Genomic DNA, 24,725 nt, shown 5'->3' on the forward strand with positions numbered 1-24,725 from the left:
CAGGGCACCTTTCATGACAGGAGAGTTCAGGGCATTTCCGGCGGCGATCACTGTCAGCCTGCCGGTTCCGGTGTCATGTCCTCGATCAGACGCGTCTCCAGCAGCTGCCCGTTGCGATAGAGCACCGGATAGGACACCGCCGCGATATGACTGTTGAACTCCCGCAGCGCCCGCAGCGTCTCCAGATGGATGTCCGAGGATTCAAAACTATCAGCCACCCCGCGTTGCAGCCGTTTCAGGTGCCGTTTGCGGCTGTCGCGCTCCATCCGCTTGACCTCGGTCTTTTCCAGGTTGAGCAGCCGCGCGCTTTCCAGATCGTCCGAGATCAGCACGTTCGAAGCCAGCCGCAGATTGGCCATGATGGCTTCATGCATGCGGGTGATTTCGCTCCAACCGTCGCTGGAGAACCGTAGGCCCTTACGGTTCAGATCCCCGGCCAGCGCCGCCAGCCGCGCGGCAGCAACATCGCCGGCGGTTTCCAGACGGATCGCATATTCGACCATCTCCCGTGCAGTTTTCAGCTCGGCCCTGTCAAAGCTGTCCTCGGGGATGCCCGCCACATAGGAACGGATCCCGGACAGGCAGGCGTTGACCTCATGATCGAGCGCCTGAACTGCCTTGATCTGCGCAGCGTCACCACTGCGGTAAAGTTCGGGCAGCGGGCGGAACATCGACTCGATCAGGCCAGACATGCGCAGCAACTCGCGCTTGAGATCGGCCACCGCCTGCGCCGGGGAGGCATAATCGCCCGGCACCAGCGCGCTGACCGGACGGCCCGGCACCACATCCTCGGGGGCGGCTGGTTCAGGTAGCAGCCGGATCATCAGCCCCTGCATGGGACGGCACAGCGGCAGGGCCACGCACAGAAGCGATGCGTTGAAGGCGAGATGCGCATAAACCAGCGTCTGCCCGCCTTGCAGATCGCCCAACAGCCCCTCGCGCAGGGCTTCGTTCGCCGCCACAAGACAGATCACCGCCCAGCTGCCACGCAGCCCGAGATTGGCAAAGGGGATCCGCCGGGCCTTGATCGCCATGCCCCGGCTCAGCCAGATCGGAATGAAGGCCGAGCCGAAGTTCGCCCCCAGCACCAGCGACAGACCGGCAGCAAAGGGCAGCGCTCCGATCTGCACCAGCGTGACGCACATCAGGATGGCCGCGACCGAAGAATGCATCACGAATGCCAGCGCCCCCCCCACAAGGAAGGCAGTGATGTAATCGCGCGCCAGATAGCCCGCGATGGCAGGCAGAAAGGCGCTGTCGCGGATCGGATCCATCGCCTCGCGCAGGAAACGCAGAGAGATCAAGATAAAGGCAACCCCCAGCAGGATCCGCCCCAACTGGCGGGGTTTCTTGGCTTCAGTCTTCACGAACAGATAGCCACCGATGGCCAGCAAAACCGGCACCAGCCAATCCAGCCGGAACGACAAAATCTGAATGATCAGCGCCGAACCGAGATCGCCGCCCAATACGATGGCCAGACCTGCCGGAAAGGCGAGATAACCACTGGCGGCAAATCCCGTCACCAATAGCGCCACCGCAGCCGAGCTTTGCAGCACCAGCGCCAAACCGATCCCGGACAGCCCGGCCTGCACCTGACTGTCGGCGCCGGTCAGCAGCCGCTGGAAAGAAGCGCCATAGCTGCGCTCGATGCCGGTGCGCACCATGCGCACGGCAAACAACAGCAGCATCGTCGCCCCGGCCAGGCTGATCAGAAAGGTCAGTATCGCCATGTCTGTCTTCGTACCTCAGTCTTCTTTTTCATTATCTGCCTGCTCAGCGATGACGGCGCTGATCCCCCAATCCGCCAGCGCCTTTGTCAATTTCTTCCCAGGCGGCAGGTCGGTCACGAGAAGGTCCAGTTCCTCCGGCGCCGGGCCGCGATGGGGGGCCGTCTTGCCGAATTTGGGATGCGCCAGCACCACGATCACCCGTTCAGCACCCTCTGCGGCCACCTGAACCAGCCGTGCCTCGGGGGCGTTCTGGTACAAAACTCCGTGTTTGGCCGACAGCGCATCCGCCGACAGAACCGCCACATCGAACGCAAACCGACCGGCCTGCTGCTCTGTCACCGGTCCGAAGGTGCCCCGTTCATCGCCCTGCATTTCGCCGCCCAGAACATGCACCCGGTTGCCATTGTGGTTCGACAGGACCTGCGCCACGCCGATGGAATTGGTCACCACCGTCAGCCCCACCTTCTGCCGCAACGCCTCCGCCACAAAGGCAGTGGTGGATCCGACATCCAGAAACACCGTCATGCCATCACCGATCTCCGCAGCCGCGGCCTCGGCGATGCGGAGCTTTTCTTCCGGGTTTTCACCGATGCGGCGAAAAAAACTGGCGCCTGCCTGCGCGCCTGTCAGATGCGCCCCGCCATGCACCCGTCCGATCAACCCCGCCTTGGCCAGCGCCTTAATCGTGCGACGCACGGTTTCTTCCGACACATCCAGCACCCGCGCCAGTTCAGCGTTACGCCCCGATCCGCCCAGATGGCGCAGGGCGTCCATCAGTTCGGCTTCGCGGCGTGATAAAGTCGGAGCAGTCGGCATGCTGGTCGGCCTCAATACCCAAGATGGAGCGCGTTTTAGACCTTAAAATGGCCAAAACCACAAGTTAAATCCACACAAATACACAAATATCGGTCAATAATCACATAATTGTGTGGTGCAGAAAAGGCTTTCCAAACCCCGAAGGGCGGGATTATCTGGCAAAAGACAGCCTGAAAAGAGACGCGCCATGGCCCAACCGGATCAACCCCGGAAGAATGTTCTGTTCATCCTCATCGACCAGCTGCGGGCCGATTGCCTGACCGGCGCCCTGGCCGAGCATGTGGAACTGCCGAATCTGCGCGCCTTCATGGAAACCGCCGTCACCTTCGAGCGCAATTACACGGTGGTGAACCCCTGCGGCCCTTCGCGCGCCTCGATCCTGACCGGGCAATACGCGATGAACCACCGCTCGGTCCGCAATGGCACGCCGCTGCGCCACGATGCGCCGACGCTGGCCGGAGAAATGCGCAAGGCAGGCTATCTGCCGATGCTGTTCGGCTATACCGACACCTCCCGCGATCCGCGTGTGCATCACCCGAACGACCCGGCGGTGCAGACCTATGAATACCACATGGCCGATTTCCACGAGATGTTGGAGATGCGGCTCGAAATGTCCTACCCGTGGCGCTCCCACCTGATGAACAAGGGCTACACCTTTGACGACTACTGGGATCTCTACAAACCCGTCTCGCCCACTGGTGGTGCGCCCCGCCTCAACGATCCGGCCCCCTACCGCGCCGAAGACAGCGACACTGCCTTTCTGACCGACCGGTTTCTGGCCACCATGCCCGCCTATGGCGATCAAAGCTGGTTCGCGCATCTGACCTATATCCGTCCGCACCCGCCGCTGGTGGCGCCTGCGCCCTATAACGATATGTACGATCCCGCTGCGCTGCCCCTGCCCAGCCGGCTGGCCGATGCAGAGGCCGAGCGCGCCTTGCATCCGTTTTTCGGCCCGGCCATCGATGCGGTGACGCCCGCCTCCACCGTGCTGGGCTTTCCCGATCTGGGCGCCGATGACGACGTGGTACAGACACTGCGCGCGATCTACCTGGGGCTGGCAAGCGAGGTGGACGCCCATATCGGACGGGTCCTGCAGTTCCTGAAGGACAGCGGCCAGGAGGACAACACCCTTGTCATCATAAGCGCCGACCATGGCGAGATGCTGGGAGACCGGCACAGTTGGGGCAAGTTCTCGGTCTATGACGCAGCCTATCAGACGCCCCTGATCGTGCGCCTGCCGGGCAATGGCGCGCGCGCTGGGAGCGGGGTGCAGGAGATCACCGAGTCGATCGACCTGACGCCCACCATTCTGGACTGGGTCGGACAGGAGATCCCAAATGCGATGGACGGCACCTCCCTGTTGCCGCTGCTGCGGGGTGAGGCACCTGCGGACTGGCGCCGTTACTCCTATTCCGAACTGGACTTCGCAGACCCCGCCACCACCGGCGCAGGCGCCTTTGGCATCCGGCCATCGGAGGCCTCTCTCGCGATCCTGCGCGATGAGCGGTTCACCCTGGTCGAGTTTGCGGCCGACCTGCCGCCCATCCTGTTTGATCACCAGGGCGCGGGGGAAATGGCGAATGTGGCCAGGGATCCCGCCCTGCAGGCGGATCTGGCGCGGCTGACCCGCACCATGCTGCGCCACCGGATGAAGAACGCCGACCACACGCTATCGCTGCACGAGATCACCACCGACGGGCCGCGCGCGCACCGGCGCCAGCGCCCCGGCGGTTGACGCTGCACGCCTCTATCGGGCAGAAGATTTTGCGAATTTAGCGATAACATCCCGGCGCCGCCCGGATGCCGCGATCTGACAGGGATGATGCCCATGACCGACCTCCGTGACACCGCCCTGAAACTGTTCTCTGCCGCCGTGGAACGCGCCGATCCAGCGCTCGCCCTGCGTCGCCAGATCACCGCGCATCCGCTGCCGCCCTGCCCCGAGGGCGGGCGCACCCTGATCCTCGCCGTGGGCAAGGCCGCTATCCCGATGATGCGCGAGGCGCTGGAGCATATTCCGCAGCCCCGGGCGGCCCTTGTGGTGACCAACCCGGAAAACATCTGCGATCTGCCCGGGGCGCGCGTGCTGGCGGGCAGCCATCCCGTCCCGGATGAGGCCAGCGCCGCAGCGGGCGCCGCGGTGATCGACTTTCTTGCGGACACCAGCCCGCAGGATCGGGTGATTGCCCTCATGTCGGGCGGAGGATCTGCCCTGATGGTGGCGCCTGCACCGGGTCTGACCCTCGCGGACAAGGCAGAGGTCGGGCGTCTGCTGCTCGCCTCGGGGCTTGAGATCAACGAGATGAACCTGGTCCGCCAGCAGCTGTCAGACCTGAAGGGCGGCGGGCTATTGCGCCATGCGGCACCCGCCCCGGTGACGGCCTATCTTCTGTCGGATGTCATCGGCGACGACCTGCGCGCCATCGCCTCGGGGCCGACGGTGTCCCCCATCGGCACCCGGAGTGACGCTCGCGCGGTGCTGGAGCGGGCGGGCATCTGGGAGGATTGCCCTGCAGCGGTACAGGCGCATCTGTCAGCCCCCGAAACGCCTGCCAATCTGCCAGAGGCTGAGAATATCCTGATCGGATCGAACCGGCATAGCCTAGCTGCCATGAAACAGGCGGCAGAGGGGTGGCAGGCAGAGATCGTCAGCGATCATCTGACCGGAGATGTGGCGGAAGCCGCCGAAACCGTGATCGCGGTCGCGCGCAACGCCGCAACTGACCTGCCCGTCGCGCTGATCCTTGGCGGGGAAACCACAGTGCGGCTGGCCGGTGACGGCTTGGGCGGGCGCAACCAAGAACTCGCGCTGCGGGTGGCGCAGTTGGGCGCCGCGCAGCTCACTGGCAACTGGCTGTTCCTCTCGGGCGGCACCGATGGGCGCGATGGACCGACCGATGCAGCAGGCGGCCTTGTCGGCCCCGGCACCTGGCAGGCCATCCGGGACGCCGGGCAGGACCCCGAGGCGCTTCTGGCCAATAACGACAGCTACGCCGCGCTCAAGTCCGCAGATGCATTGCTGATGACCGGCGGCACCGGCACCAATGTCGCCGATGTCCAGGTCTTCCTGCGCCTGCCCGATTAAGCCTCGGCCCAAAGGCCTAACGACGCCCTAGAGGTCGATCTTGTCCAGATCGTTCAGCAAGTCGAGCAGTGCCTCATAACGCTCCTCACCCATCTTGTTCCGGGTCCGGGCGGCCAGTTCCATGCTGGCACCGATATTGTCATCGATGATCTGCTCTCCTGCTGCGGTGATCGTGATCACCTGACGGCGCCGGTCGCTCTCGTCGCGGCTGCGGCTGATCAGCTGTTTTTCCTCAAGCTTTTGCAGAATGCGGGTCAGGCTAGGCAGCAGCAGGCAGGCCTCTTCCGAAATCTGGGTCGGGTCTGTAGGCCCGCTTTCCTGCACCACGCGCAGCACCCGCCACTGCTGTTCAGTGAGGTTCACGTCGCTCAGGAGCGCTCGAATCGGGCCCATGACCCGCTCACGCGCCCGCAACAAGGCAATCGGCAGCGAACGGTCGGTGGATGGCAGTGCTTTTGTCATGTGCGTTTATCACCTCAAAATCAGGCAAAACGCAATTGGAATGGACGATATCCCACACAGTTGACCACCGGCGCGGATTTTGTTACACATGTTAATGATCTAGGGAGGAGCACGGATCAATGCCTCATATCACGGTGGACTATTCCCCGAATGTCGCAGGCTATGCGGATATTGCCGGTCTGTGCAACCGGCTGCGCCTTGCGGCGGCGGACACCGGCGTGCTGCCCCTGGCCGGGATCCGGGTGCGCGCCTTTGCCGCGACCCATTTCTCGATTGCCGATGGCGATCCGCAGCACGGGTATGTGGACATTGCAGTCCGCCTGCGCGGCGGCCGCGATCTGGACACCCGCAAACGCGCCACGACGGAGATTTTTGAGGCCGCGCGGCGTTATCTGGAACCCGCCATGCAGGCCCACTCCCTCGCGCTGTCGTTTGAGATGCGCGACATCGACCCCGATCTTTCCCCCAAATGCGGCACCATCCGCGACCATATGAAGAAGGCAGAGCAGTGATGAGCGATCTGGCCAGCAATATCGAGAAACTCAGTGGCTATCTGGCGCGTTTCAAGGACACCGGTATCCAGAACCGCATCGACGGGCAGGACGTGACCGGATCCGGCGGTGTGTTCCAGTCGACCTCCCCGGTGGACAAGAGCGTGATCTGCGATGTGGCGCGCGGCTCTGAGGCCGACGTTGACCAAGCCGCTGCCGCTGCCAAGGCGGCTTTCCCCATCTGGCGCGACACGCCCGCCACCGAGCGGCGCAATATCCTCCTGCGCATTGCCGATGCAATCGAGGCCCGCGCCGAGGAAATCGCGCTCTGCGAATGCTGGGACACCGGCCAGGCCCTGCGGTTCATGTCCAAGGCCGCCCTGCGCGGGGCTGAGAACTTTCGCTATTTCGCCGATCAGGTGGTGCAGGCCCGCGATGGCCAGCACCTGAAATCACCGACCCTGATGAATATCACCACCCGCGTGCCGATTGGCCCGGTGGGGGTGATCACGCCTTGGAACACGCCCTTCATGCTGTCCACATGGAAGATCGCGCCGGCCTTGGCGGCGGGCTGCACCGTGGTCCACAAACCGGCCGAGGATTCGCCGCTGACCGCGCGCCTTCTGGTCGAGATCGCCGAGGAGGCAGGCCTGCCGCCGGGTGTCCTTAACACCGTCAACGGCTATGGCGAGGACGCGGGCAAGCGCCTGACCGAACATCCCGATATTAAGGCCATCGCCTTTGTTGGCGAAAGCCGCACCGGGAGCCTCATCACCAAACAGGGTGCCGACACGCTGAAGCGGGTGCATCTGGAGCTGGGCGGCAAGAACCCGGTCATCGTCTTTGACGACGCCGATCTGGACCGCGCGCTGGATGCGGTGATCTTCATGATCTATTCGATCAACGGCGAACGCTGCACCTCTTCCTCGCGTCTGTTGGTGCAGGACAGCATCCGCGACGAATTCGAGGCCAAGCTGGTGGAGCGCGTCAATCGCATCAAGGTGGGCCATCCGCTCGACCCCACCACCGAAATCGGTCCGCTGATCAGCAAGGAGCATTTCGACAAGGTGACCTCTTATTTTGACATCGCTCGCGCAGATGGCGCAACCGTCGCTGCGGGGGGTGAGACGGTGGGGGATGAGGGTTATTTCGTGCGCCCCACCCTGTTCACCGGCGCCGACAACCAGATGCGCATCGCGCGCGAGGAGATCTTTGGCCCGGTGCTGACCTCGATCCCGTTCAGCACCGAGGAAGAGGCGCTGGAGATCGCCAATGACACGCCCTACGGGCTGACCGGCTATGTCTGGACCAATGACCTGACGCGCGCGCTGCGCTTTACCGACCGGCTCGAAGCTGGGATGATCTGGGTGAACAGCGAAAACGTGCGCCACCTGCCGACGCCCTTTGGCGGGGTCAAGGCATCCGGCATCGGGCGCGATGGCGGCGACTGGAGTTTCGAGTTCTACATGGAGCAGAAACACATCGGCTTCGCCACTGGCCAGCACAAGATCGCGCGCCTCGGCGCCTGATCGCCCCTTCGGAAACGCGCGCAACCTTTCGGGAGGAGACCCATGGGAGAGATCGTTCTTGCCGCCAAGATGACCCACGTGCCCACCATGCTCATGTCCGAGCAGGAGGGCCCCATCAAAGGCACCCGCCAGCCCGCCATCGACGGGCACCGTGAGATCGCCCGCCGGGCCAAGGCGCTTGGCGCTGATACGGTGGTGATCTGCGACACCCATTGGGTGATCAACGCGGGCTTTCACATCAATGCCAACACACGGTTTGAGGGGCTTTTTACCTCGAACGAGTTCCCGCAGTTCATCCAGGATCTGCCTTACGGCTATGACGGCAACCCCGAGCTGGGTGATGCCATCGCGAAAGAAGCCTCGGACCGGGGCGCCTATACGCTGGCGCATCATCTGGACAGTCTGGAGCTGGAATACGGAACCCTTGTCCCGATGCGGTTCATGAGCCGCGAGCACGACATGAAAGTCGTCTCGGTCGCGGCCTGGGCCACGGTACATGGCCATGACGAAAGCCGTATTGTAGGTGAGGCGATCCGCGCCGCGGTCGAGGCCTCGGACAGCAAGGTGCTGCTGGTCGCCTCCGGGTCCTTGTCCCACAAGATCTGGGCCAACAAGGATTACGCCGCCAACAATGGCACCTTCACCATCAGTTCGGAGTTCAACCGACAGATGGACCTGCATGTGCTGGAGATGTGGAAGAATGGCGATCACGCGACCTTCCTGAAAATGCTCAGCGAATATGCGCAATTCTGCTGCGGCGAAGGCTCGATGCATGACACGGCGATGCTCTATGGCGCGCTGGGATGGGATGCCTATGATGGCAAATGCGAGGTGGTGACGCCCTATTTCCCCAGCTCCGGCACTGGCCAGACAAACGTGATTTTCCCGGTTTGAACGCCGGATCAACAAGGAGGCACAGATGCCCGTTCCCGCCCCCGTTCTATACCCGCCCTTCAACATCGTCCGCCTCAGCCATGTGGAATATGCGGTGACGGACCTTGCCGCCAGCCGCGCCTTTTACGTGGACACGCTGGGCCTTCAGGTGACGCATGAGGACGACACCCGTATCTATCTGCGCGCGATGGAGGAACGCGGCCACCACTGCATCGTTCTGGTGCAGGCAGACAGCGCATCAGTGGCGGTTCTGGGGTTCAAGCTGTTTGACGAGCCGGATCTGGACAAGGCTGCGGATTTCTTTGCCGCCAAGGGGCTGCCAGTCGAATGGGTGGAGCGCCCGCATATGGGCCGCACATTGCGCACCCGCGATCCCTGGGGCATCCCGCTGGAGTTCTACGTCAAGATGGACCGGCTGGAGCCGATCCACCAGAAATACAGGCTCTATAACGGGGTAAAACCGCTCCGCATCGACCATTTCAACATGTTCTCGGCCGACGTGGACACCAGCGTTGCCTTCTACAACGAGATCGGTTTCCGCGTCACCGAATACACCGAGGATGACGACAGCGGGAAGGTCTGGGCCGCCTGGATGCACCGCAAGGGCGGCGTGCATGACGTGGCCTTTACCAACGGACTGGGACCGCGCCTGCACCACACGGCCTTTTGGGTGCCGAACCCGCTGGCCATCATCGATCTGTTGGATCTGATGGCGACCACCGGTTACGTGGACAATATCGAGCGCGGCCCCGGACGGCACGGGATCTCCAACGCGTTTTTCCTGTATGTGCGCGACCCGGACGGGCACCGGATCGAGATTTACTGCTCGGATTACCAGACTTGCGATCCCGACCTTGAGCCGATCAAATGGTTGCTCACGGATCCGCAGCGCCAGACCCTTTGGGGGGCGCCAGCGCCGCGCAGCTGGTTCGAGGAAGGGTCAAGTTTTGAAGGGGTAGAGCCACAGCCCAGCGCCCTGACCGCGCAGCCGATCATTGCACCGTAGAACAACATCAGGACAGCGACTGACCTTGGGGAGGCGAGAAGCGCCTTCCCAGGGGGAAGGTCAGGCGCGGTCCGGGCCAAGGCCCGTACATTGGAGCTTAACTTATGAAATGGGATGAATTCTCAGACTGGGGCCGCAAGGTCGCCGACTGGGCACAGGACTATCACCTGACCGTGGGCGAAAAACCCGTGCGCGCCCGCACCGAGCCGGGCGACGTTCTGAACGCCCTGCCAAGCCGCCCGCCCGAAAGCGGCGAAGGTATGGAAGAGATATTTGCCGATTTCGAAGAGATCGTGATGCCCGGCATCACCCATTGGCAGCACCCGCGCTTCTTTGCCTATTTCACCTCGAATGCCGCGGCGCCCTCGGTGCTGGCGGAATTCCTGGTCTCGGCCATCGCACCGCAATGCATGCTGTGGCAGACCTCTCCGGCGGCGACCGAGATGGAAACCCGGATGATGGATTGGCTGCGTCAGGCGCTGGACCTGCCCGAGCCGTATCAAGGCGTCATTCAGGACAGCGCCTCTTCGGCCACCCTGGCGGCGGTGCTAACCATGCGGGAAAAGGCGCTGAATTGGAAAGGCAACGAAGAAGGCCTGTTCAGCCAGAAGCCTCTGCGCGTCTATTGCTCCTCCGAAGTGCATACCTCGATCGACCGCGCGATTTGGGTCGCGGGCATCGGCCAGCAGAACCTAGTGCGGGTGCCGATCAAGGGTGATTGGCGCGGTATGGATCCCGCAGCGCTGGAGGCGGCGATCAAGGCCGACATCGCCGCAGGATTGCAGCCGACAGGGGTGATCCTCTGCGTCGGCGGCACCGGCACCGGCGCCACCGATCCCGTCGACAAGGTAATGGATGTGGCCGAGAAATACGGCCTATATACCCATGTGGATGCGGCCTGGGCGGGATCAGCGATGATCTGCCCCGAATATCGCCACTACTGGCCCGGCATTGATCGCGCCGACAGCATCGTCTTCAACCCGCACAAATGGCTCGGGGCGCAGTTCGATTGCTCGGCCCATTTCCTGAAGAACCCCGACGATCTGGTGCAGACGCTGGCGATCAGCCCCGAGTATCTGAAGACCCACGGCAAGGACGGCATCATCAACTATTCCGAATGGTCGGTACCACTGGGCCGCCGCTTCCGGGCGCTGAAGATCTGGTTCCTGATCCGCACCTATGGCCTTGAGGGGCTTCGGGAGAGACTTCGCAACCATGTGAACTGGTCGGTGCAACTGCATGACAAGCTCGCCGCGACGCCGGATTTCGAGATCGTGACCCCGCCCATGTGGTCGCTCTGGACCTTCCGCTATGCACCCAAGGGAGCCAAGGATCTTGATGCGCTGAACCTTTCGCTGGTCAATGCCATCAATGACGACGGGCGGATCTACCTGACGCAGACCCGCGTCGATGGCGATCTGGTGATCCGCTTCCAGGCGGGTCAGTTCGAAACCACGGAAAGCGACGTGATGATGGCCCATGATGTCATCACCGAAATCGCCGCCAGCCTGATGAGAGGAGCCGATTGATGCGATTTGCCACCTATAGCGCCAATGGCGAGACTTATTACGGCGCTGTCACGGACGAGGGCATGGCTGCCCTGTCGCCCGGGTTCCCACATTGGCCGACCCTGCGCGATGTGATCGCCGCCGATGGGCTGCATGATCTGGCAGTGGCTGCCAAAGGTCACCCGGTGACCCACCCGAATGGCACATTCACCTACCAGATCCCCGTGCCCAACCCGGAGAAAATCATCTGCGTCGGGGTGAACTTCCCTGACCGCAATGCCGAATACAAGGACGGCCAGGAAGCGCCGCCGAACATGTCCCTGTTCATCCGCTTCCCGCGCTCTTTCAGCGGGCAAGGCCAGCCGCTGATCCGTCCGCCGGAAACACCGCAGCTGGACTATGAAGGCGAGATCGCGATTGTCATCGGCAAGGGTGGGCGCCGCATCAAGGCCGAGAACGCCTATGACCATATCGCCGCCGTGACCCTTTGCAACGAGGGCACCCTGCGCGACTGGGTGCGCCATGCAAAATTCAACGTGACCCAAGGCAAGAACTGGGACAACTCCGGCGCCATGGGGCCGTGGCTGGTGCCGTTCACCTCCGCGGCGCAGCTGGATGATGTACGTCTCACAACTCATGTGAATGGAGAGCTGCGCCAGGACGACCGTACCAGCCGGATGCTGTTCCCGATCCGCCGCCAGATCGAATATATCTCGACCTTCACCACGCTGGTGCCCGGCGATGTGATCGTGACCGGCACCCCCACCGGCGCGGGCGCGCGGTACGATCCGCCCCGGTTCCTCAAACCCGGTGACGTGATCGAAGTGGAGGCCGAAGGTATCGGCACGCTCACCAACACGGTAGAGGACGAAGCATGACCCCCGACCAGCACGCAGAGGCCGCCGCGCGCCTGCTGACAGCCGAAGAAACCGGCCAGCAATGCGGGCTACTGTCCCTCGCCTATCCCGGCATGACGCTGGAAGATGCCTACGCCGTGCAAAAGGCGCTGGTAGCGCAAAAGCTGGCGCAGGGGCGCAAGAAGATCGGCTGGAAGATCGGCCTCACCAGCCGCGCCATGCAGCAGGCGCTGAACATCACCACCCCCGACAGCGGCGTACTGCTGGATGACATGGCCTTTGAGACAGGCAGCACCGTGCCCGCCGGACGGTTCATCCAGCCGCGCGTCGAGGCCGAGATCGCCTTTGTAATGAAAGCGCCCCTTGCAGGTGCTGACTGCACGCATGAGGACGTGATTGCCGCAACGGACTATGTGGCGCCCTCGCTTGAGATCCTCGACACGCGCATCCTGCGCGCCGATCCCGCCACCGGGCAGGCGCGTATCATCACCGACACCATCAGCGACAATGCCGCCAATGCGGGCGTGGTTCTGGGCGAGACGCGTCACGACATCGACGCGCATGATCTGCGCTGGGTCGGTGCCATCGCCACCCGCAACGGCACGGTCGAGGAAACCGGCCTTGGTGCCGGGGTGCTGAACGATCCCGTCACCTCGGTCCTGTGGCTGGCGCGCCGCATGGCGGAATATGGACAACAGATCGAAGCCGGGGATATCGTCCTCTCGGGGTCGTTCATCCGGCCCATCGAATGCCCGCCGGGCAGCGAGATCACCGCCGATTTTGGCCCCTTTGGCCAAGTCGCCATTTCATTCGCCTGACCGCCCCAATTTGACCAAAGAGGTTTTCCATGCCCGCACCCAAGAACAGCTTCAAACAGGCCCTCGCCGAGGGCAAACGCCAGATCGGTTGCTGGATGAGCTTTGCCGAACCCTCCGTGGCCGAGATCATGGGCACCTGCGGCTTTGACTGGCTGGTGGTGGATGGCGAACACGCGCCCAACGACATCCGCTCGATCCGGGACCAGCTGATGGCGCTTGAAGCCTCGGACAGCCATCCGGTGGTGCGCGTCCCGATTGGCGAAACTTGGATCATCAAACAGGTGTTGGATGCGGGCGCCCAAACCGTTCTGGTGCCCATCGTCGAAAGCGCCGAACAGGCCGAGGAATTGGTGCGCGCTTGCAAGTACCCGCCCCATGGCACACGCGGTGTCGGCGCTGCAGGGGCGCGGGCCAGCCGGTTCGGATCGGTCAGCGAATACATCCAGACCGCAGATCAGGAGATATGCCTGCTGGTGCAGGTGGAAAACCGCGCTGGGATCGCCGCGCTGGATGACATCCTACAGGTCGAAGGCATCGACGGTGTCTTTATCGGCCCGGCAGATCTGTCGACCGACATGGGCCACCAGGGCAATGCCGCCCACCCCGAAGTGCGCGCGGTGATCGCGGGCGCGCTGGAACATATCCGCGCTGCAGGCAAGGCGCCCGGCATCCTTGGCGTCACCGAAGAGGCGACACAGGCCTATTTCGACATGGGCGCACAGTTCCTTGCGGTGGGTCTGGATGTGCTGATCCTGGCCCAGAACGCCCGCAAGCTGGCCGCCGACTGGAAGGCGCGCTAAGCCTCAATTGCCTCCCTATCAGTCCCATTGGCGCAGAGGTTCTTCATTCGCAGGCCCGCAGTGGTTTCCCCGCTGCGGGCCTGCTACGTATTTCCCTGCAATTGACCGGTTTTACCTTCCGCCAGTAGCCTGCAATCACAGGAGCGAGAGCGCGCCAGGACCAAGGGAAAACCCCGAAAGAGACCGGCGCGACATCAGGGAGGACAACTATGAAACGCGCTATTCTTGCGGGTATGGTGTCGGCGCTTGCCTTGGCTTCGGCCGCAGCAGCAGACATCAAGATCGCCCATATCTACGGCAAAACCGGCCCTTATGAGGCCTACGCCAAACAGTCCCATGACGGGCTGATGCTGGGGCTGGAATACGCCACCGGCGGCACCATGGAGATCAACGGCGAAAAGATCGTCGTGATCGAAAAGGACACCCAGCTGAAGCCGGAAAACGGCAAGGCCCTCCTGGAAGAGGCCTACGGCGATGACGAAGTCGATCTGGCCATCGGTCCGGTCAGCTCGGGCGTGGCATTGGCCATGCTGCCGGTTGCCGAGGAATACGAAAAGCTGCTGATCGTGGAACCCGCCGTGGCCGACAGCATCACCGGCGCCAACTGGAACCGCTATATCTTCCGCACCGGGCGCAACTCGTCGCAGGACGCGGTCTCCAACGCCATCGCACTGGCCGGTGAAGACACCCATATCGCCACGCTGGCGCAGGACTATGCCTTTGGCCGCGATGGCATCGCCGCCTTCAAGGAAGCGCTGGAAAGCGTCGGAAGCGACGTTGCGCACGAAGAATACGTGCCCACCGACACCACCGACTTCACTGCAGCCGCCGAGCGGATCTTCAACGCGATGAAGGATCTGGACGGCAAGAAAAAGCTGTTCGTGATCTGGGCCGGTGGCGGCAACCCGATGAGCAAGATCAACGCCATGGACCCCAGCCGGTTCGGCATTGAAATGGCAACGGGCGGCAACATCCTGGCGGCGATGAAGGCCTACAAGGAATTCCCCGGCATGGAAGGCGCGACCTACTACTACTATGAGATCCCGCAGAACCCGGTGAACGACTGGCTGGTGAAAGAGCACGAAGCCCGCTTTGGCGCACCACCGGATTTCTTCACCGCAGGTGGCATGACCGCCGGTATCGCCGCGGTCGAGGCCATCAAGAAGGCCGGTTCGACCGACACCGAAGAGTTGATCACCGCGATGGAAGGCATGGAATGGGAAACCCCCAAGGGCACCATGATGTTCCGCGCCGAAGATCACCAGGCTCTGCAGCCCATGTATCACTTCAAGATCAAGGTCGAAGACGGCGTTGAATGGGCGGTCCCGGAACTGGTGCGCGCGCTGAGCATCGACGAGCTGCCGATCCCAATCCGCAACCAGTAACCCTTCAGAACCAGCGGTCCGGGGCGCCATGCCCCGGACCGCCTTTTGTCCGGCCTGGCCATCCATGGCCCATTTCCGCAGCCCCGGTGCCCGTTGTTTCAGGCCCCCCGGCGCGGGCAGACCAGAGACTGACATGACTTCCTCTCCCATATTGAGTACCCGTGATCTGACGGTCCGATTTGGCGGCCACGTGGCTGTCGATGCGGTGACCTGCGATTTTCATCCCGGGCAGCTGACTGCGATTGTCGGCCCCAACGGCGCGGGCAAGACGACCTATTTCAACCTGATTTCAGGCCAGATCCCTGCCAGCGCCGGGCGCGTCTTCCTGCATGACCGCGATATCAGCGGCCAGTCGGTCTCTGCCCGCACCCGCGCCGGGATCGGCCGGGCCTTTCAGCTGACCAATCTGTTTCCCAACCTGTCGGTTCTGGAAAACGTGCGTCTGGTGGTGCAGGCCAAATCGGGCCGCAGCTTCAACCTCTGGTCCATGGTCTCGCGCCACGGCGATCTAACCGCCGAGGCCGAGGCGATCCTGCAGCGCGTGCGCCTGCTGGAACAGCGCGAACAGGTGGTTTCAGAGCTGTCCCACGGCAATCAGCGTAAACTGGAAGTCGCGCTGCTGATCGCGCTCGATCCCGCTGTCTATATGTTCGATGAACCCACCGCAGGCATGAGCGTTGATGAGGCTCCGGTGGTGCTGGACCTGATCGAGGAACTGAAAGACCAACGGAACCGCACGATCTTGCTGGTCGAACACAAGATGGACGTGATCCGCACCCTCGCCGACCGCATCATCGTTTTGCACAACGGCGCCCTCGCCGCTGATGGTCCCCCGGCCGAGGTTATGGCCTCGGATGTGGTGCAGGAGGCCTATATGGGCCGGGGCCTCGAAGGAGTACTGGCCGATGTCTGATCCTATCCTGAAACTCGAAGGCGTCTATACCAACATCGCGCAATATCACATCCTGCAAGGGGTGGATCTGCAGGTGCCGCGCGCTGCCGTGACCATGCTTCTGGGCCGCAACGGGGTCGGTAAGACCACCACCCTGCGCACCATCATCGGCCACTGGCGCGCCCATAAGGGCCGCATCCTGTTCGATGGCGAGGACATCACCAAACTGCCCACCCCGGCAATTGCCCGCTTGGGGCTGGGCTTCGTGCCTGAGGACATGGGAATCTTCGCTGATCTCACGGTCGAGGAAAACATGGTGCTGGCCGCCGTCTCCGGCCCGATCAACTCGGCCCGGCTCGACTGGATCTTTGCCGCCTTCCCGCCGCTCAAGACCTTCTGGAAATCCGAGGCCGGGAACCTGTCGGGCGGGCAAAAACAGATGCTGTCGATTGCCCGCGCCATGGTCGAGGAACGCAAGCTTTACCTCATCGACGAGCCGACCAAGGGTCTGGCGCCCGCCATCATCTCGACCATGGCACGCGCCCTCAAGGATCTGAAGGATCAAGGCGCCTCGGTGCTGTTGGTGGAACAGAACTTTGCCGTCGCCAAGGCGCTGGGAGACAGTGCCAATGTGATGGACGACGGGCGGATGACCTGGTCCGGCGAAATGCAGGAGCTGGCAACCGATGCGGCCCTGCAGGAACGCCTGATGGGCCTCAGTCTGGAGGCACATTGATGACTGTCCTGACGCCAATCCGCCCTGCACAGCAGATAAACCTATCGGGAGGCCAGCCATGAGCGCCGCACCTGAACACGCCCCCAAGATGGCCGACGTTTCACTGCGCGACCGTATCGCACCGCATATGCCAGTCCTGCTGGTGCCGCTGATCGCCATCGCCGGGTTCCTCGCCATCCAGAACCCCTCAAGCTGGCTGACACTGACGGTGTCGGGTCTGGCCATGGGGATGATGATTTTCATCATGGCCTCGGGCCTGACGCTGGTCTTTGGCCTGATGGATGTGATCAATTTCGGCCATGGTGCCTTTGTCTCGGTCGGGGCCTTTGTCGGCATTTCGGTGCTGCTGCTCCTTGGGCATATGACCGAGGCGCCCTCGCTGCTATTGAACCTTACGGCGCTGCTGGTGGCGGTGCTGGGCGCCATGATTGCCACTGGCATCATGGGCTGGGCCTTTGAAAAGGTGATCGTGGAGCCGGTCTACGGCCACCACCTGAAACAGATCCTTGTCACCATGGGCGGGCTGATCGTTGTGGAACAGCTGATCGTCGTGCTCTGGGGCCCCGAGGAAATCTACATCCTGCGTCCCGAGGCGCTGAAAGGCGCGATCACCTTTGCCGGGGCCGCGATCGAGAAATACCGTCTGGTCGCCGTTGGTGTGGGCCTTGCGGTGTTCCTCGCCATGCGCTGGGTGCTGCGACGGACCAAGATCGGCCTGATCGTGCGGGCCGGGGTCGAGAATGGCGAGATGGTACAGGCGCTCGGCTACCGGCTGCGGCTGGTCTTTGTCGGCGTCTTCATCGCCGGGTCCGCGCTCGCGGGTCTGGGCGGCGTGATGTGGGGCCTCTACCAAGAGGTCGTCACCGCCCATATGGGCAATCAGGCGATGATCCTGATCTTCATCGTGGTGATCATCGGTGGGCTTGGCTCGGTCGAGGGCTGTTTCATCGGCGCCCTGCTGGTCGGGCTTTTGCAGAATTACATCGCCTTCATCGAACCCAAGGCGGCGCTGATTTCCAATATCGCCCTGATGGTCACCATCCTGATGTGGCGCCCGATGGGCATGATCCCGGTGGTAAAAGCAAAATGATACGTACCCTTCTTTCGGGCGATATGCCCCGCTCCGTGCCGCTGGCGCTTATTCTTGGTGTGATCCTTGTCTGCCTGGCGCTGGCGCCCTTCCTCTTTCCCGGCGTGCGCACGGTGGATACGGCAGCACGCATCTGCATCTTCATTGTGTTGGTCGCCAGCTACGACCTGCTGCTCGGCTATGGCGGTATCGTCAGCTTCGCCCATACGATGTTCTTTGGTATCGGCGCCTACGGGGTAGCGCTGGCCTCGACCCATCTGGGGCGCGGCTTTGACTCCATCGCCATCGGCGCCATCGCCGGAGCAGGCGTTGCAGCGCTTCTGGCGCTGGTGATCGGCCTGTTCTCCCTGCGGGTGCGGGCGATCTTCTTTGCCATGATCACGCTGGCGGTGGCTTCGGCTGTCGCGGTGCTGGTCAGCCAGCTCTCGGGCCTGACCGGCGGCGAAGACGGGCTGACCTTCAAGACCCCGCGCGAACTTGGTCCGGCCTTCAAATTCGGCAAGGAAGCCTTCGACGGCCAGCTGTTCGGAGTAAAGCTGAACGGCAAGCTCCTGGCCTATTACTTCGTTTTCATTGGCGCGCTGGTGCTGTTCCTCGGCCTGTTGCGGGTGGTGAACTCACCCTTTGGCCGTGTCCTGCAGGCAATCCGCGAAAACGATTTCCGGGCCGAGGCAATCGGCTACAAGGTGGTTTACTACCGGGTAGCGGCCACCTGCCTCTCGGCAGCAGCAGCTGCCCTCGCTGGCGCGCTCTATGCCGTCTGGCTGCGCTACGTGGGGCCGGACACCTCACTGTCGATGGAGATCATGATCGATATCCTGCTGATGGTAGTGATCGGCGGCATGGGAACCATGTATGGCGCAGTCGTTGGCGCAACGCTCTTCGTGCTGGCACAGAACTATCTGCAAAACCTGATGGGCGCCGCGTCCGAGCTGACCAGCGCTCTGCCTCTGCTACCGGACCTGCTCAATGCGGACCGCTGGCTGTTGTGGCTGGGCGTCCTGTTCATCCTCAGCGTCTATTTCTTCCCGACCGGTATCGTAGGCCGCCTGCGCAACAGCGGATAGGGTCCCCGGGTCAAGGGCGGCGCAGCCGCCGCACCACAGGTGCGGTTCACCCTTGACGCGGATACATACCCAATAATCGATCTGGCGTCTTGAGAGGCAGAATAGCCCCTCAAGGCGCCTCTCAGCAAATCCCTGCGCCGCGCAAGCGGCGCCAGACCCAACCAACAGAGAAGGATCTTCGATCCGGCGATGGTGGGCGGGAGCCCACGGCTCGCCCGCCTGACCTCAGGCACCGCTATCGAGACATTCGGGGCTAGACAGACAAACAGGGCGCCAAGAGAGAGCGGCACCCTGTTCAAAAAACTGCGCAAATATCAGCCCGGCACCGTCAACGCCGCCAACCACCAATCCCAAGGTAGGGATGCAATGTCCGACCTCTGCCAAAGGGGGGGCAGGATGGCGGGCCGGACGGGACTGGTTGTCAGCGACGTCAGGGACAGTGCAGGATCTCAAGACCCCGCGGGAATAAGTAAACCTTACCGTATTTCGGAGGCTGCGCCTATCTGCCCGAAGGGGCAAACAGCCGGGCCATTTTTGCGTTAACCTAGCCAAAAGGATAGATGTTGCTGCTGGTACGCGGCAACGCGCTGTGGACCGGGGGCTGGGGGCTGATACGTTGCGGGCCGGTCCGCCTCTCACCACAGCCACCACAGGAGGTGCCCCCCTCCGGACAGCCGCTCTCTCTCGGCGCCGCTCAGAATGCGCTAGTTGCGCACCGGCAGTTTGCGCACTGCGCGGGTCGGGGCGGTTTTCTTGAAACGCTGCTCCAGCTCTTCGACAGGGTAGCCGAGGAAGCTGCAGGTGCAGATCTGCACGTGACTGTGACCATCATAAAGATGCATGTGGCCTTTGGCACGCTTCATGTAGAATCCCTTGGCCTGCAGGGCGCTGCGCAGCTCGGACCAGCTGGTCGCATCATCGAAAATCGGACACAGCGATATACGCAGCTGGATCATCATCTCGGTGTCCAGGCGGCTTTGATCGCAGGCGCTGGACCAGGCAGTCTGGGCCATGGCTGCATCGCCGGTCGTCACGGTTTCACGTTCAAAATCATGGGAGTACATGGCAGCGTTCCTCGTTTTCTCTGGCCCTTACCAGCATGGTCTTGTTTGTGACCACAATGGGGCGGCTGCCGGATGCAAATGGGGCCACTTCTTGCGAAATGGCCCCAGTTTTATTTGGTTTTTAGAGCAAGTTGAGCTGCAACTCAGCCCTTTTTCAGAACCTCACGGCCCAGGAGTTCGGCAATCTGCACCGCGTTCAGCGCTGCGCCTTTGCGCAGGTTGTCACTGACGCACCACAGGTTCAGACCATTGTCGATGGTGCTGTCCTGACGGATCCGGCTGATGAAGGTGGCATAGTCGCCAACACATTCGACCGGGGTCACGTAGCCACCGTCTTCGCGCTTGTCGATCACCATGATGCCCGGCGCTTCGCGCAGGATGTCGCGCGCTTCGTCTTCGTCCAGATGGTCTTCGAACTCGACGTTCAGCGCTTCGGAGTGCCCAACAAAGACCGGCACGCGCACACAGGTCGCGGTGACCTTGATGGCGGGATCGACGATCTTCTTGGTCTCGGCGACCATCTTCCACTCTTCCTTGGTCGACCCGTCTTCCATGAAGACGTCGATATGCGGAATGACGTTGAAGGCGATCTGCTTGGGGTAAACCTTCGGCGGCACATCCTGAGTCGGATTGTAGACGGCCTTGGTCTGGTCCCACAGCTCATCAATCGCTTCCTTGCCCGAACCGGACACCGACTGATAGGTGCTGACGATCACGCGCTTGATCTTGGCGCGGTCGTGCAGCGGCTTCAGCGCGACGACCATCTGCGCGGTCGAACAGTTCGGGTTGGCGATGATGTTTTTCTTGGAATAGCCGTGCACCGCCTCGGGATTCACCTCGGGCACGATCAGCGGGATGTCCGGATCGTAACGGTACAACGAGGAGTTATCGATCACCACGCAACCCGCAGCCGCCGCCTTGGGCGCATACTTCTTGGTCGCGTCCGAGCCGATGGCGAACAGCGCCATGTCCCAGCCGGTGAAATCGAAGGTGTCCAGATCCTGGGTAGTGAGGGTTTTGTCGCCAAATGTCACTTCGGTTCCCAGGGATTTGCGGCTTGCCAGAACGGCAACCTCATCCACCGGAAACTGGCGCTCGGCCAGAATGTTCAGCATTTCGCGGCCCACGTTACCCGTGGCGCCCGCGATAACGACGCGATAACCCATATTAGTTTCTCCAGTTTTGCCCGGCCTCGTGGCCGGCTGCGGTGTCATATAGGGATTGCGCCAGAATTTAAAGGGCCACCATCACACCATCACCATCAATCCAGGCTATCACGGCTGAACAGATAGATCACACAGCCAAGGAGCAGGGAGGCCGCGAAAAACCCAAACAGGGCAATGTACGGCGCTGCAGGATCGCTCCCTTGCGCCATCTCTGCGTGAATGCGGCCGCTGGCAAATTGCATCAGCCCAACGCCACCGATGCCGAAAAAGTTCAAGAGCGTGACTCCGCGCCCCACCAGATGCGCAGGCACGAAGGCCCGGCCATGGGCGATCACCACCGGGAAGGAGGCCCCGAAGAAGCCGATCCCCGCCATCAGTGCGACTGGCACCCAGACCGGCGCGCCGGTCAGCACAATCAGGGCCACAAGGCCAAGAACCACCGCCATGCTGCCGCCCCAGATCACCCATTTGCGCGTGCTCAGCATCCGGTCCAATGGCCCGTAGACAAAGGTGCCGAGGATCATCGCCACACCCATGATCAGGGTGATCAGCCCGATCTGACCGGTCTCCATCCCGTAGACATCGGAAAAATAGGGACCGATCCACAATCCCCGGATCGCAGCTACCGGTGCGTAACTGACCAGCATGATGGGAAAAATCGTCCAGAGCACCGGCATTTTCAAAAGGTCGAGCACCGAGCCTTTGACCTCTGTATGGCTCTTTGGCGGGTCCTTGACCGTCAGCCAGATCCCCGCCGCCACGCTGGCAGAAACGGCGGCCAGCCCGACCAGCGTCGCGCGCCAGCCGACCAGCTCTACTGCCAGCGCCGTGGGATAAGAGGCCACCAGATTGCCAACTGATCCAACCCCAAGCATCAGCGCCGCCAGAGTCGCAAACCGCACCGGCGGATAGGTCTGTGCAAAGATGAAATAGGAGGCCATCAGAACTGGCGAACAGCCGATCCCGATCAGGAACATCGCGACCGCAATGTGAAACGGCCCGCTTGCCAGGGCGAACACAAGCGCGCCGCCCCCACCACCCAGCAACAGCAAAACCGCTGCGCTACGTCTGGGGCCGATATGGTCCAGCGCCCAGCCGACGGGCAACTGCATCGCCGCGAAGGCCAGGAACCACATCCCCGATGCAAAGGCGAGATCGTCCGGTTTCACCCCAAGATCAGTGCCCAGTACCCCTGTGAGAACCGCCAGAAAAGCTCGGAAAAACTGGCTCAGCACATAGGCCAGGCACAGCAGAATCAATCCCGCCTGCATTCATATCCCCCCGATGCTTCTGTTGCGCGGCTCATGCCCGTCGCAAGAGGAGCATTAAATTACGCTGGTGTAACTTGCATGTTTGCCAGATCACTACAATTCCTTTGGAGACCGATATCCCTCGGAACGATTGGAACGGCCAAGGATGCGATGACACGGCAGGACAGGTTTTATGAACAGCTCCCCAAACACGGAGCCTTCTCGGCCCTGGCCCGTCCAGAGGTCTTTGTCCCGCTACCGCAGCACTGGGTGGTATGCTGCACCGACATCGTAGCCTCTACCGACCTGATTGCCGCCGGGGAATACAAGACCGTCAACATGGTGGGCGCCTCGGTCATTGCCGCCATGATGAACACACTCGGCGATACCGCCTTTCCCTATAGTTTCGGTGGCGACGGGGCATCCTTTGCGGTCGCTCCTGAGCACGCGGGCACCGCGCGCGAAACTCTGGCGCGGCTGCGGGATTGGGTCAGAGATGAATTCGGCATCACCCTGCGGGCGGCACAGATGCCGATCGAACGGATCCGCGCCGAGGGGTTGAACGTGACCGTTGCCCGCTATGCAGTGTCCGAGGATGCAGATTACGCGATGTTCTCGGGCGGGGGTCTGGCCTGGGCCGAACAGCAGATGAAGGCGGGTGCCTACAGCATCGGCGCGGCAGAGACGGAGGAACCTCCGGACCTGACCGGCCTTTCCTGCCGCTGGAGCAATACGCCCGCCCGCAACGGGCTGATTATGTCGCTGGTTGTCCTGCCCGTTGCAGGCACCGGACCGCATCAGTTTTCACAGATTGCATCCGAACTGCTGGAGCTGACGGCACAACTGGACCGCAGCGGACACCCGGTCCCGGTCAGCGGCCCCGCTCTGAAGTTTCCGCCGCCCGGGCTGATGATCGAAGCGCGTCTTTCGCGGGGCTATATCCCGCTGTCCTTGCGCGCCCTGTGGCTGACCGCAGGGTCCGCCATTGCAAGGTTTCTGTTCGGGCGTGGCAAACCAACCGGCAGTTTTGATCCCGATCACTATCTGTCCGTGCTCAGCGCCAACTCTGACTTCCGAAAATTCGATGACGGGCTGAAGATGACCGTCGATTGTAGCCCTGCCGTGCGGGACCGGGTTCTGGACCTGTTGGAGAGAACACAACAGGCCGGGCAGATTCGCTTCGGCCTGCACGAACAGGACGCAGCCATGGTGACCTGTATCGTGCCCTCTGCCATGCGGGATGATCATGTGCATTTCGTCGATGGGGCTTCGGGCGGCTACACCCAAGCCGCCGCTGACCTGCAACGCCGGACCCAGTCCTGAACCGGCTCTGGCCTGAGCTTACCCCCCATGTGAGTCCCGTTCAGACCTGTTGGAATGCTCCAGTTTTGGGATCATAGCATTCCAGACCACCTTCACCGATGTCCGTCCACAGACCATGCAGGCTGAGCGAGCCTTCGGAGACCGCCTCTTCGATGAAGGGAAAGGTCATCAGATTCTCAAGCGATGCGACAACCGCCTGACGCTCGAACTGGCGCGCCTGATTCTCTGCATCGTCGATGTCTTCGACCAAAGTGAACTTCGGCTTCAGGATGTCCATCCAGCGACCGACGAAACTTTCCTTCGCCTCCAACCCGGGCGCGTGGCCCTTACACATATCGATACAGCCTTGCACGCCTCCGCATTGGGAATGACCCAGCACGATCAGATGCGCCACCTTCAGTACCGTAACCGCGTATTCGATCGTGGCACTGGTGCCGTGGTGGTCGCCATCGGGTGCATAGGGCGGCACCAGATTCGCGATATTGCGATGAATAAAGAACTCACCCTGGTCCGCGCCAAAGATCGAGGTGACGTGAACGCGGCTGTCGCAGCAGGAAATCACCATCGCGCGCGGGCGCTGCCCTTCGGAAGCCAGACGCCGGTACCAGCCCTGGTTTTCCTGATAAGCCGTCGCTTTCCAGCCGTGGTAACGCGTCACGAGATAGCTCGGCAGAGGCTTGGCGTATTGCATATGGTGCATTCCCTGATTTGAACCCTGACAGGGGTGATAGCCTGCATTGTCAGCAAATTCGA

The 24,725-nt window shown here is 62.2% G+C and carries 23 protein-coding genes; 16 read left to right on the forward strand and 7 right to left on the reverse strand.

Going from position 1 to position 24,725, the window contains the following annotated elements; all coding sequences use genetic code 11:
• Positions 1 to 53: 53 nt before the first annotated feature.
• Complete coding sequence (locus JL2886_RS08435; protein WP_065271603.1) at positions 54 to 1,730, reverse strand: Na/Pi cotransporter family protein; 1,677 nt, start codon at positions 1,728 to 1,730, stop codon at positions 54 to 56.
• Positions 1,731 to 1,745: 15 nt separating this feature from the next.
• Positions 1,746 to 2,546, reverse strand: coding sequence for a DeoR/GlpR family DNA-binding transcription regulator (locus JL2886_RS08440; RefSeq protein WP_065271604.1), 801 nt, complete (start codon positions 2,544 to 2,546; stop codon positions 1,746 to 1,748).
• A gap of 187 nt (positions 2,547 to 2,733) precedes the next feature.
• Between JL2886_RS08440 and JL2886_RS08445 the strand changes: the two genes are divergently transcribed.
• Both JL2886_RS08445 and JL2886_RS08450 read left to right on the forward strand, forming a co-directional pair.
• Entirely contained in the window at positions 2,734 to 4,284 is a 1,551-nt protein-coding gene (locus JL2886_RS08445) for a sulfatase-like hydrolase/transferase (RefSeq protein ID WP_065271605.1), read from the forward strand.
• Positions 4,285 to 4,377: 93 nt separating this feature from the next.
• On the forward strand, positions 4,378 to 5,634 hold the full coding sequence (locus JL2886_RS08450) for a glycerate kinase type-2 family protein (protein WP_065273601.1): 1,257 nt from the start codon (positions 4,378 to 4,380) through the stop codon (positions 5,632 to 5,634).
• A gap of 27 nt (positions 5,635 to 5,661) precedes the next feature.
• Here the strand turns inward: JL2886_RS08450 and hpaR are convergent, their stop codons facing one another.
• Complete coding sequence (gene hpaR, locus JL2886_RS08455; RefSeq protein WP_065271606.1) at positions 5,662 to 6,096, reverse strand: homoprotocatechuate degradation operon regulator HpaR; 435 nt, start codon at positions 6,094 to 6,096, stop codon at positions 5,662 to 5,664.
• A 119-nt stretch (positions 6,097 to 6,215) separates the two neighbouring features.
• On the opposite strand from hpaR, the gene JL2886_RS08460 reads away from it, so the two are divergent.
• The 13 genes from JL2886_RS08460 (at position 6,216) to JL2886_RS08520 (ending at position 19,169) form a co-directional block, all read left to right on the forward strand.
• Entirely contained in the window at positions 6,216 to 6,608 is a 393-nt protein-coding gene (locus JL2886_RS08460; RefSeq protein WP_065271607.1) for a 5-carboxymethyl-2-hydroxymuconate Delta-isomerase, read from the forward strand.
• The gene (gene hpaE / locus JL2886_RS08465) at positions 6,608 to 8,116 is read left to right on the forward strand and encodes a 5-carboxymethyl-2-hydroxymuconate semialdehyde dehydrogenase (RefSeq protein WP_065271608.1); all 1,509 of its coding nucleotides are present in this window, start codon (positions 6,608 to 6,610) and stop codon (positions 8,114 to 8,116) included. Before JL2886_RS08460 ends, hpaE begins: the two co-directional genes overlap by 1 nt.
• A gap of 42 nt (positions 8,117 to 8,158) precedes the next feature.
• A complete protein-coding gene (gene hpaD, locus JL2886_RS08470; RefSeq protein WP_065271609.1) occupies positions 8,159 to 9,010 on the forward strand; it encodes a 3,4-dihydroxyphenylacetate 2,3-dioxygenase in 852 nt (283 codons plus the stop codon).
• A gap of 25 nt (positions 9,011 to 9,035) precedes the next feature.
• On the forward strand, positions 9,036 to 10,016 hold the full coding sequence (gene hpaD, locus JL2886_RS08475) for a 3,4-dihydroxyphenylacetate 2,3-dioxygenase (RefSeq protein WP_065271610.1): 981 nt from the start codon (positions 9,036 to 9,038) through the stop codon (positions 10,014 to 10,016).
• A gap of 104 nt (positions 10,017 to 10,120) precedes the next feature.
• Positions 10,121 to 11,545, forward strand: coding sequence for a pyridoxal phosphate-dependent decarboxylase family protein (locus JL2886_RS08480; RefSeq protein WP_065271611.1), 1,425 nt, complete (start codon positions 10,121 to 10,123; stop codon positions 11,543 to 11,545).
• On the forward strand, positions 11,545 to 12,402 hold the full coding sequence (locus tag JL2886_RS08485) for a fumarylacetoacetate hydrolase family protein (RefSeq protein ID WP_065271612.1): 858 nt from the start codon (positions 11,545 to 11,547) through the stop codon (positions 12,400 to 12,402). Before JL2886_RS08480 ends, JL2886_RS08485 begins: the two co-directional genes overlap by 1 nt.
• On the forward strand, positions 12,399 to 13,199 hold the full coding sequence (hpaH, locus tag JL2886_RS08490; RefSeq protein WP_065271613.1) for a 2-oxo-hept-4-ene-1,7-dioate hydratase: 801 nt from the start codon (positions 12,399 to 12,401) through the stop codon (positions 13,197 to 13,199). Before JL2886_RS08485 ends, hpaH begins: the two co-directional genes overlap by 4 nt.
• A gap of 29 nt (positions 13,200 to 13,228) precedes the next feature.
• Positions 13,229 to 13,999: an HpcH/HpaI aldolase family protein gene (locus JL2886_RS08495; protein ID WP_065271614.1), complete on the forward strand. Its 771-nt coding sequence runs from the start codon at positions 13,229 to 13,231 to the stop codon at positions 13,997 to 13,999.
• A gap of 209 nt (positions 14,000 to 14,208) precedes the next feature.
• Positions 14,209 to 15,384, forward strand: coding sequence for a substrate-binding domain-containing protein (locus JL2886_RS08500; protein WP_065271615.1), 1,176 nt, complete (start codon positions 14,209 to 14,211; stop codon positions 15,382 to 15,384).
• Between the two features lie 133 nt (positions 15,385 to 15,517).
• Positions 15,518 to 16,297 (forward strand): ABC transporter ATP-binding protein, encoded by a 780-nt coding sequence (locus tag JL2886_RS08505; RefSeq protein ID WP_065271616.1) that lies wholly within the window; start codon positions 15,518 to 15,520, stop codon positions 16,295 to 16,297.
• Complete coding sequence (locus tag JL2886_RS08510; protein WP_065271617.1) at positions 16,290 to 17,012, forward strand: ABC transporter ATP-binding protein; 723 nt, start codon at positions 16,290 to 16,292, stop codon at positions 17,010 to 17,012. The genes JL2886_RS08505 and JL2886_RS08510 overlap by 8 nt, the downstream gene beginning before the upstream one ends.
• A gap of 58 nt (positions 17,013 to 17,070) precedes the next feature.
• Positions 17,071 to 18,102, forward strand: a complete 1,032-nt coding sequence (locus JL2886_RS08515) for a branched-chain amino acid ABC transporter permease (RefSeq protein WP_065271618.1) — start codon at positions 17,071 to 17,073, stop codon at positions 18,100 to 18,102.
• Positions 18,099 to 19,169, forward strand: coding sequence for a branched-chain amino acid ABC transporter permease (locus JL2886_RS08520; RefSeq protein ID WP_065271619.1), 1,071 nt, complete (start codon positions 18,099 to 18,101; stop codon positions 19,167 to 19,169). Before JL2886_RS08515 ends, JL2886_RS08520 begins: the two co-directional genes overlap by 4 nt.
• Before the next feature lie 704 nt (positions 19,170 to 19,873).
• Here JL2886_RS08520 and JL2886_RS08525 read toward each other — a convergent pair.
• The 3 genes from JL2886_RS08525 to JL2886_RS08535 all read right to left on the reverse strand — a co-directional run bounded on the left by JL2886_RS08525 (position 19,874) and on the right by JL2886_RS08535 (position 22,670).
• Entirely contained in the window at positions 19,874 to 20,233 is a 360-nt protein-coding gene (locus tag JL2886_RS08525; RefSeq protein WP_065271620.1) for an aspartate-semialdehyde dehydrogenase, read from the reverse strand.
• Positions 20,234 to 20,376: 143 nt separating this feature from the next.
• Entirely contained in the window at positions 20,377 to 21,399 is a 1,023-nt protein-coding gene (locus tag JL2886_RS08530) for an aspartate-semialdehyde dehydrogenase (RefSeq protein WP_065271621.1), read from the reverse strand.
• 95 nt (positions 21,400 to 21,494) lie between these two features.
• Positions 21,495 to 22,670: an MFS transporter gene (locus JL2886_RS08535; protein ID WP_065271622.1), complete on the reverse strand. Its 1,176-nt coding sequence runs from the start codon at positions 22,668 to 22,670 to the stop codon at positions 21,495 to 21,497.
• 150 nt (positions 22,671 to 22,820) lie between these two features.
• On the opposite strand from JL2886_RS08535, the gene JL2886_RS08540 reads away from it, so the two are divergent.
• Complete coding sequence (locus tag JL2886_RS08540) at positions 22,821 to 23,972, forward strand: DUF3095 domain-containing protein (RefSeq protein WP_065271623.1); 1,152 nt, start codon at positions 22,821 to 22,823, stop codon at positions 23,970 to 23,972.
• Between the two features lie 40 nt (positions 23,973 to 24,012).
• Here the strand turns inward: JL2886_RS08540 and JL2886_RS08545 are convergent, their stop codons facing one another.
• Positions 24,013 to 24,663, reverse strand: coding sequence for a carbonic anhydrase (locus JL2886_RS08545; RefSeq protein WP_065273602.1), 651 nt, complete (start codon positions 24,661 to 24,663; stop codon positions 24,013 to 24,015).
• Between the last annotated feature and the right edge of the window lie 62 nt (positions 24,664 to 24,725).

It is taken from the genome of Phaeobacter gallaeciensis, assembly GCF_001678945.1.
Lineage (GTDB): Bacteria > Pseudomonadota > Alphaproteobacteria > Rhodobacterales > Rhodobacteraceae > Phycobacter > Phycobacter gallaeciensis_A.

Excerpts from the sequence above, each read along its gene's own strand:
- JL2886_RS08435 (WP_065271603.1), bottom strand. The coding sequence starts at position 1,730 with ATGGCGATACTGACCTTTCTGATCAGCCTGGCCGGGGCGACGATGCTG.
- JL2886_RS08440 (WP_065271604.1), bottom strand. The coding sequence starts at position 2,546 with ATGCCGACTGCTCCGACTTTATCACGCCGCGAAGCCGAACTGATGGAC.
- JL2886_RS08445 (WP_065271605.1), top strand. The coding sequence starts at position 2,734 with ATGGCCCAACCGGATCAACCCCGGAAGAATGTTCTGTTCATCCTCATC.
- JL2886_RS08450 (WP_065273601.1), top strand. The coding sequence starts at position 4,378 with ATGACCGACCTCCGTGACACCGCCCTGAAACTGTTCTCTGCCGCCGTG.
- hpaR (WP_065271606.1), bottom strand. The coding sequence starts at position 6,096 with ATGACAAAAGCACTGCCATCCACCGACCGTTCGCTGCCGATTGCCTTG.
- JL2886_RS08460 (WP_065271607.1), top strand. The coding sequence starts at position 6,216 with ATGCCTCATATCACGGTGGACTATTCCCCGAATGTCGCAGGCTATGCG.
- hpaE (WP_065271608.1), top strand. The coding sequence starts at position 6,608 with ATGAGCGATCTGGCCAGCAATATCGAGAAACTCAGTGGCTATCTGGCG.
- hpaD (WP_065271609.1), top strand. The coding sequence starts at position 8,159 with ATGGGAGAGATCGTTCTTGCCGCCAAGATGACCCACGTGCCCACCATG.
- hpaD (WP_065271610.1), top strand. The coding sequence starts at position 9,036 with ATGCCCGTTCCCGCCCCCGTTCTATACCCGCCCTTCAACATCGTCCGC.
- JL2886_RS08480 (WP_065271611.1), top strand. The coding sequence starts at position 10,121 with ATGAAATGGGATGAATTCTCAGACTGGGGCCGCAAGGTCGCCGACTGG.
- JL2886_RS08485 (WP_065271612.1), top strand. The coding sequence starts at position 11,545 with ATGCGATTTGCCACCTATAGCGCCAATGGCGAGACTTATTACGGCGCT.
- hpaH (WP_065271613.1), top strand. The coding sequence starts at position 12,399 with ATGACCCCCGACCAGCACGCAGAGGCCGCCGCGCGCCTGCTGACAGCC.
- JL2886_RS08495 (WP_065271614.1), top strand. The coding sequence starts at position 13,229 with ATGCCCGCACCCAAGAACAGCTTCAAACAGGCCCTCGCCGAGGGCAAA.
- JL2886_RS08500 (WP_065271615.1), top strand. The coding sequence starts at position 14,209 with ATGAAACGCGCTATTCTTGCGGGTATGGTGTCGGCGCTTGCCTTGGCT.
- JL2886_RS08505 (WP_065271616.1), top strand. The coding sequence starts at position 15,518 with ATGACTTCCTCTCCCATATTGAGTACCCGTGATCTGACGGTCCGATTT.
- JL2886_RS08510 (WP_065271617.1), top strand. The coding sequence starts at position 16,290 with ATGTCTGATCCTATCCTGAAACTCGAAGGCGTCTATACCAACATCGCG.
- JL2886_RS08515 (WP_065271618.1), top strand. The coding sequence starts at position 17,071 with ATGAGCGCCGCACCTGAACACGCCCCCAAGATGGCCGACGTTTCACTG.
- JL2886_RS08520 (WP_065271619.1), top strand. The coding sequence starts at position 18,099 with ATGATACGTACCCTTCTTTCGGGCGATATGCCCCGCTCCGTGCCGCTG.
- JL2886_RS08525 (WP_065271620.1), bottom strand. The coding sequence starts at position 20,233 with ATGTACTCCCATGATTTTGAACGTGAAACCGTGACGACCGGCGATGCA.
- JL2886_RS08530 (WP_065271621.1), bottom strand. The coding sequence starts at position 21,399 with ATGGGTTATCGCGTCGTTATCGCGGGCGCCACGGGTAACGTGGGCCGC.
- JL2886_RS08535 (WP_065271622.1), bottom strand. The coding sequence starts at position 22,670 with ATGCAGGCGGGATTGATTCTGCTGTGCCTGGCCTATGTGCTGAGCCAG.
- JL2886_RS08540 (WP_065271623.1), top strand. The coding sequence starts at position 22,821 with ATGACACGGCAGGACAGGTTTTATGAACAGCTCCCCAAACACGGAGCC.
- JL2886_RS08545 (WP_065273602.1), bottom strand. The coding sequence starts at position 24,663 with ATGCAATACGCCAAGCCTCTGCCGAGCTATCTCGTGACGCGTTACCAC.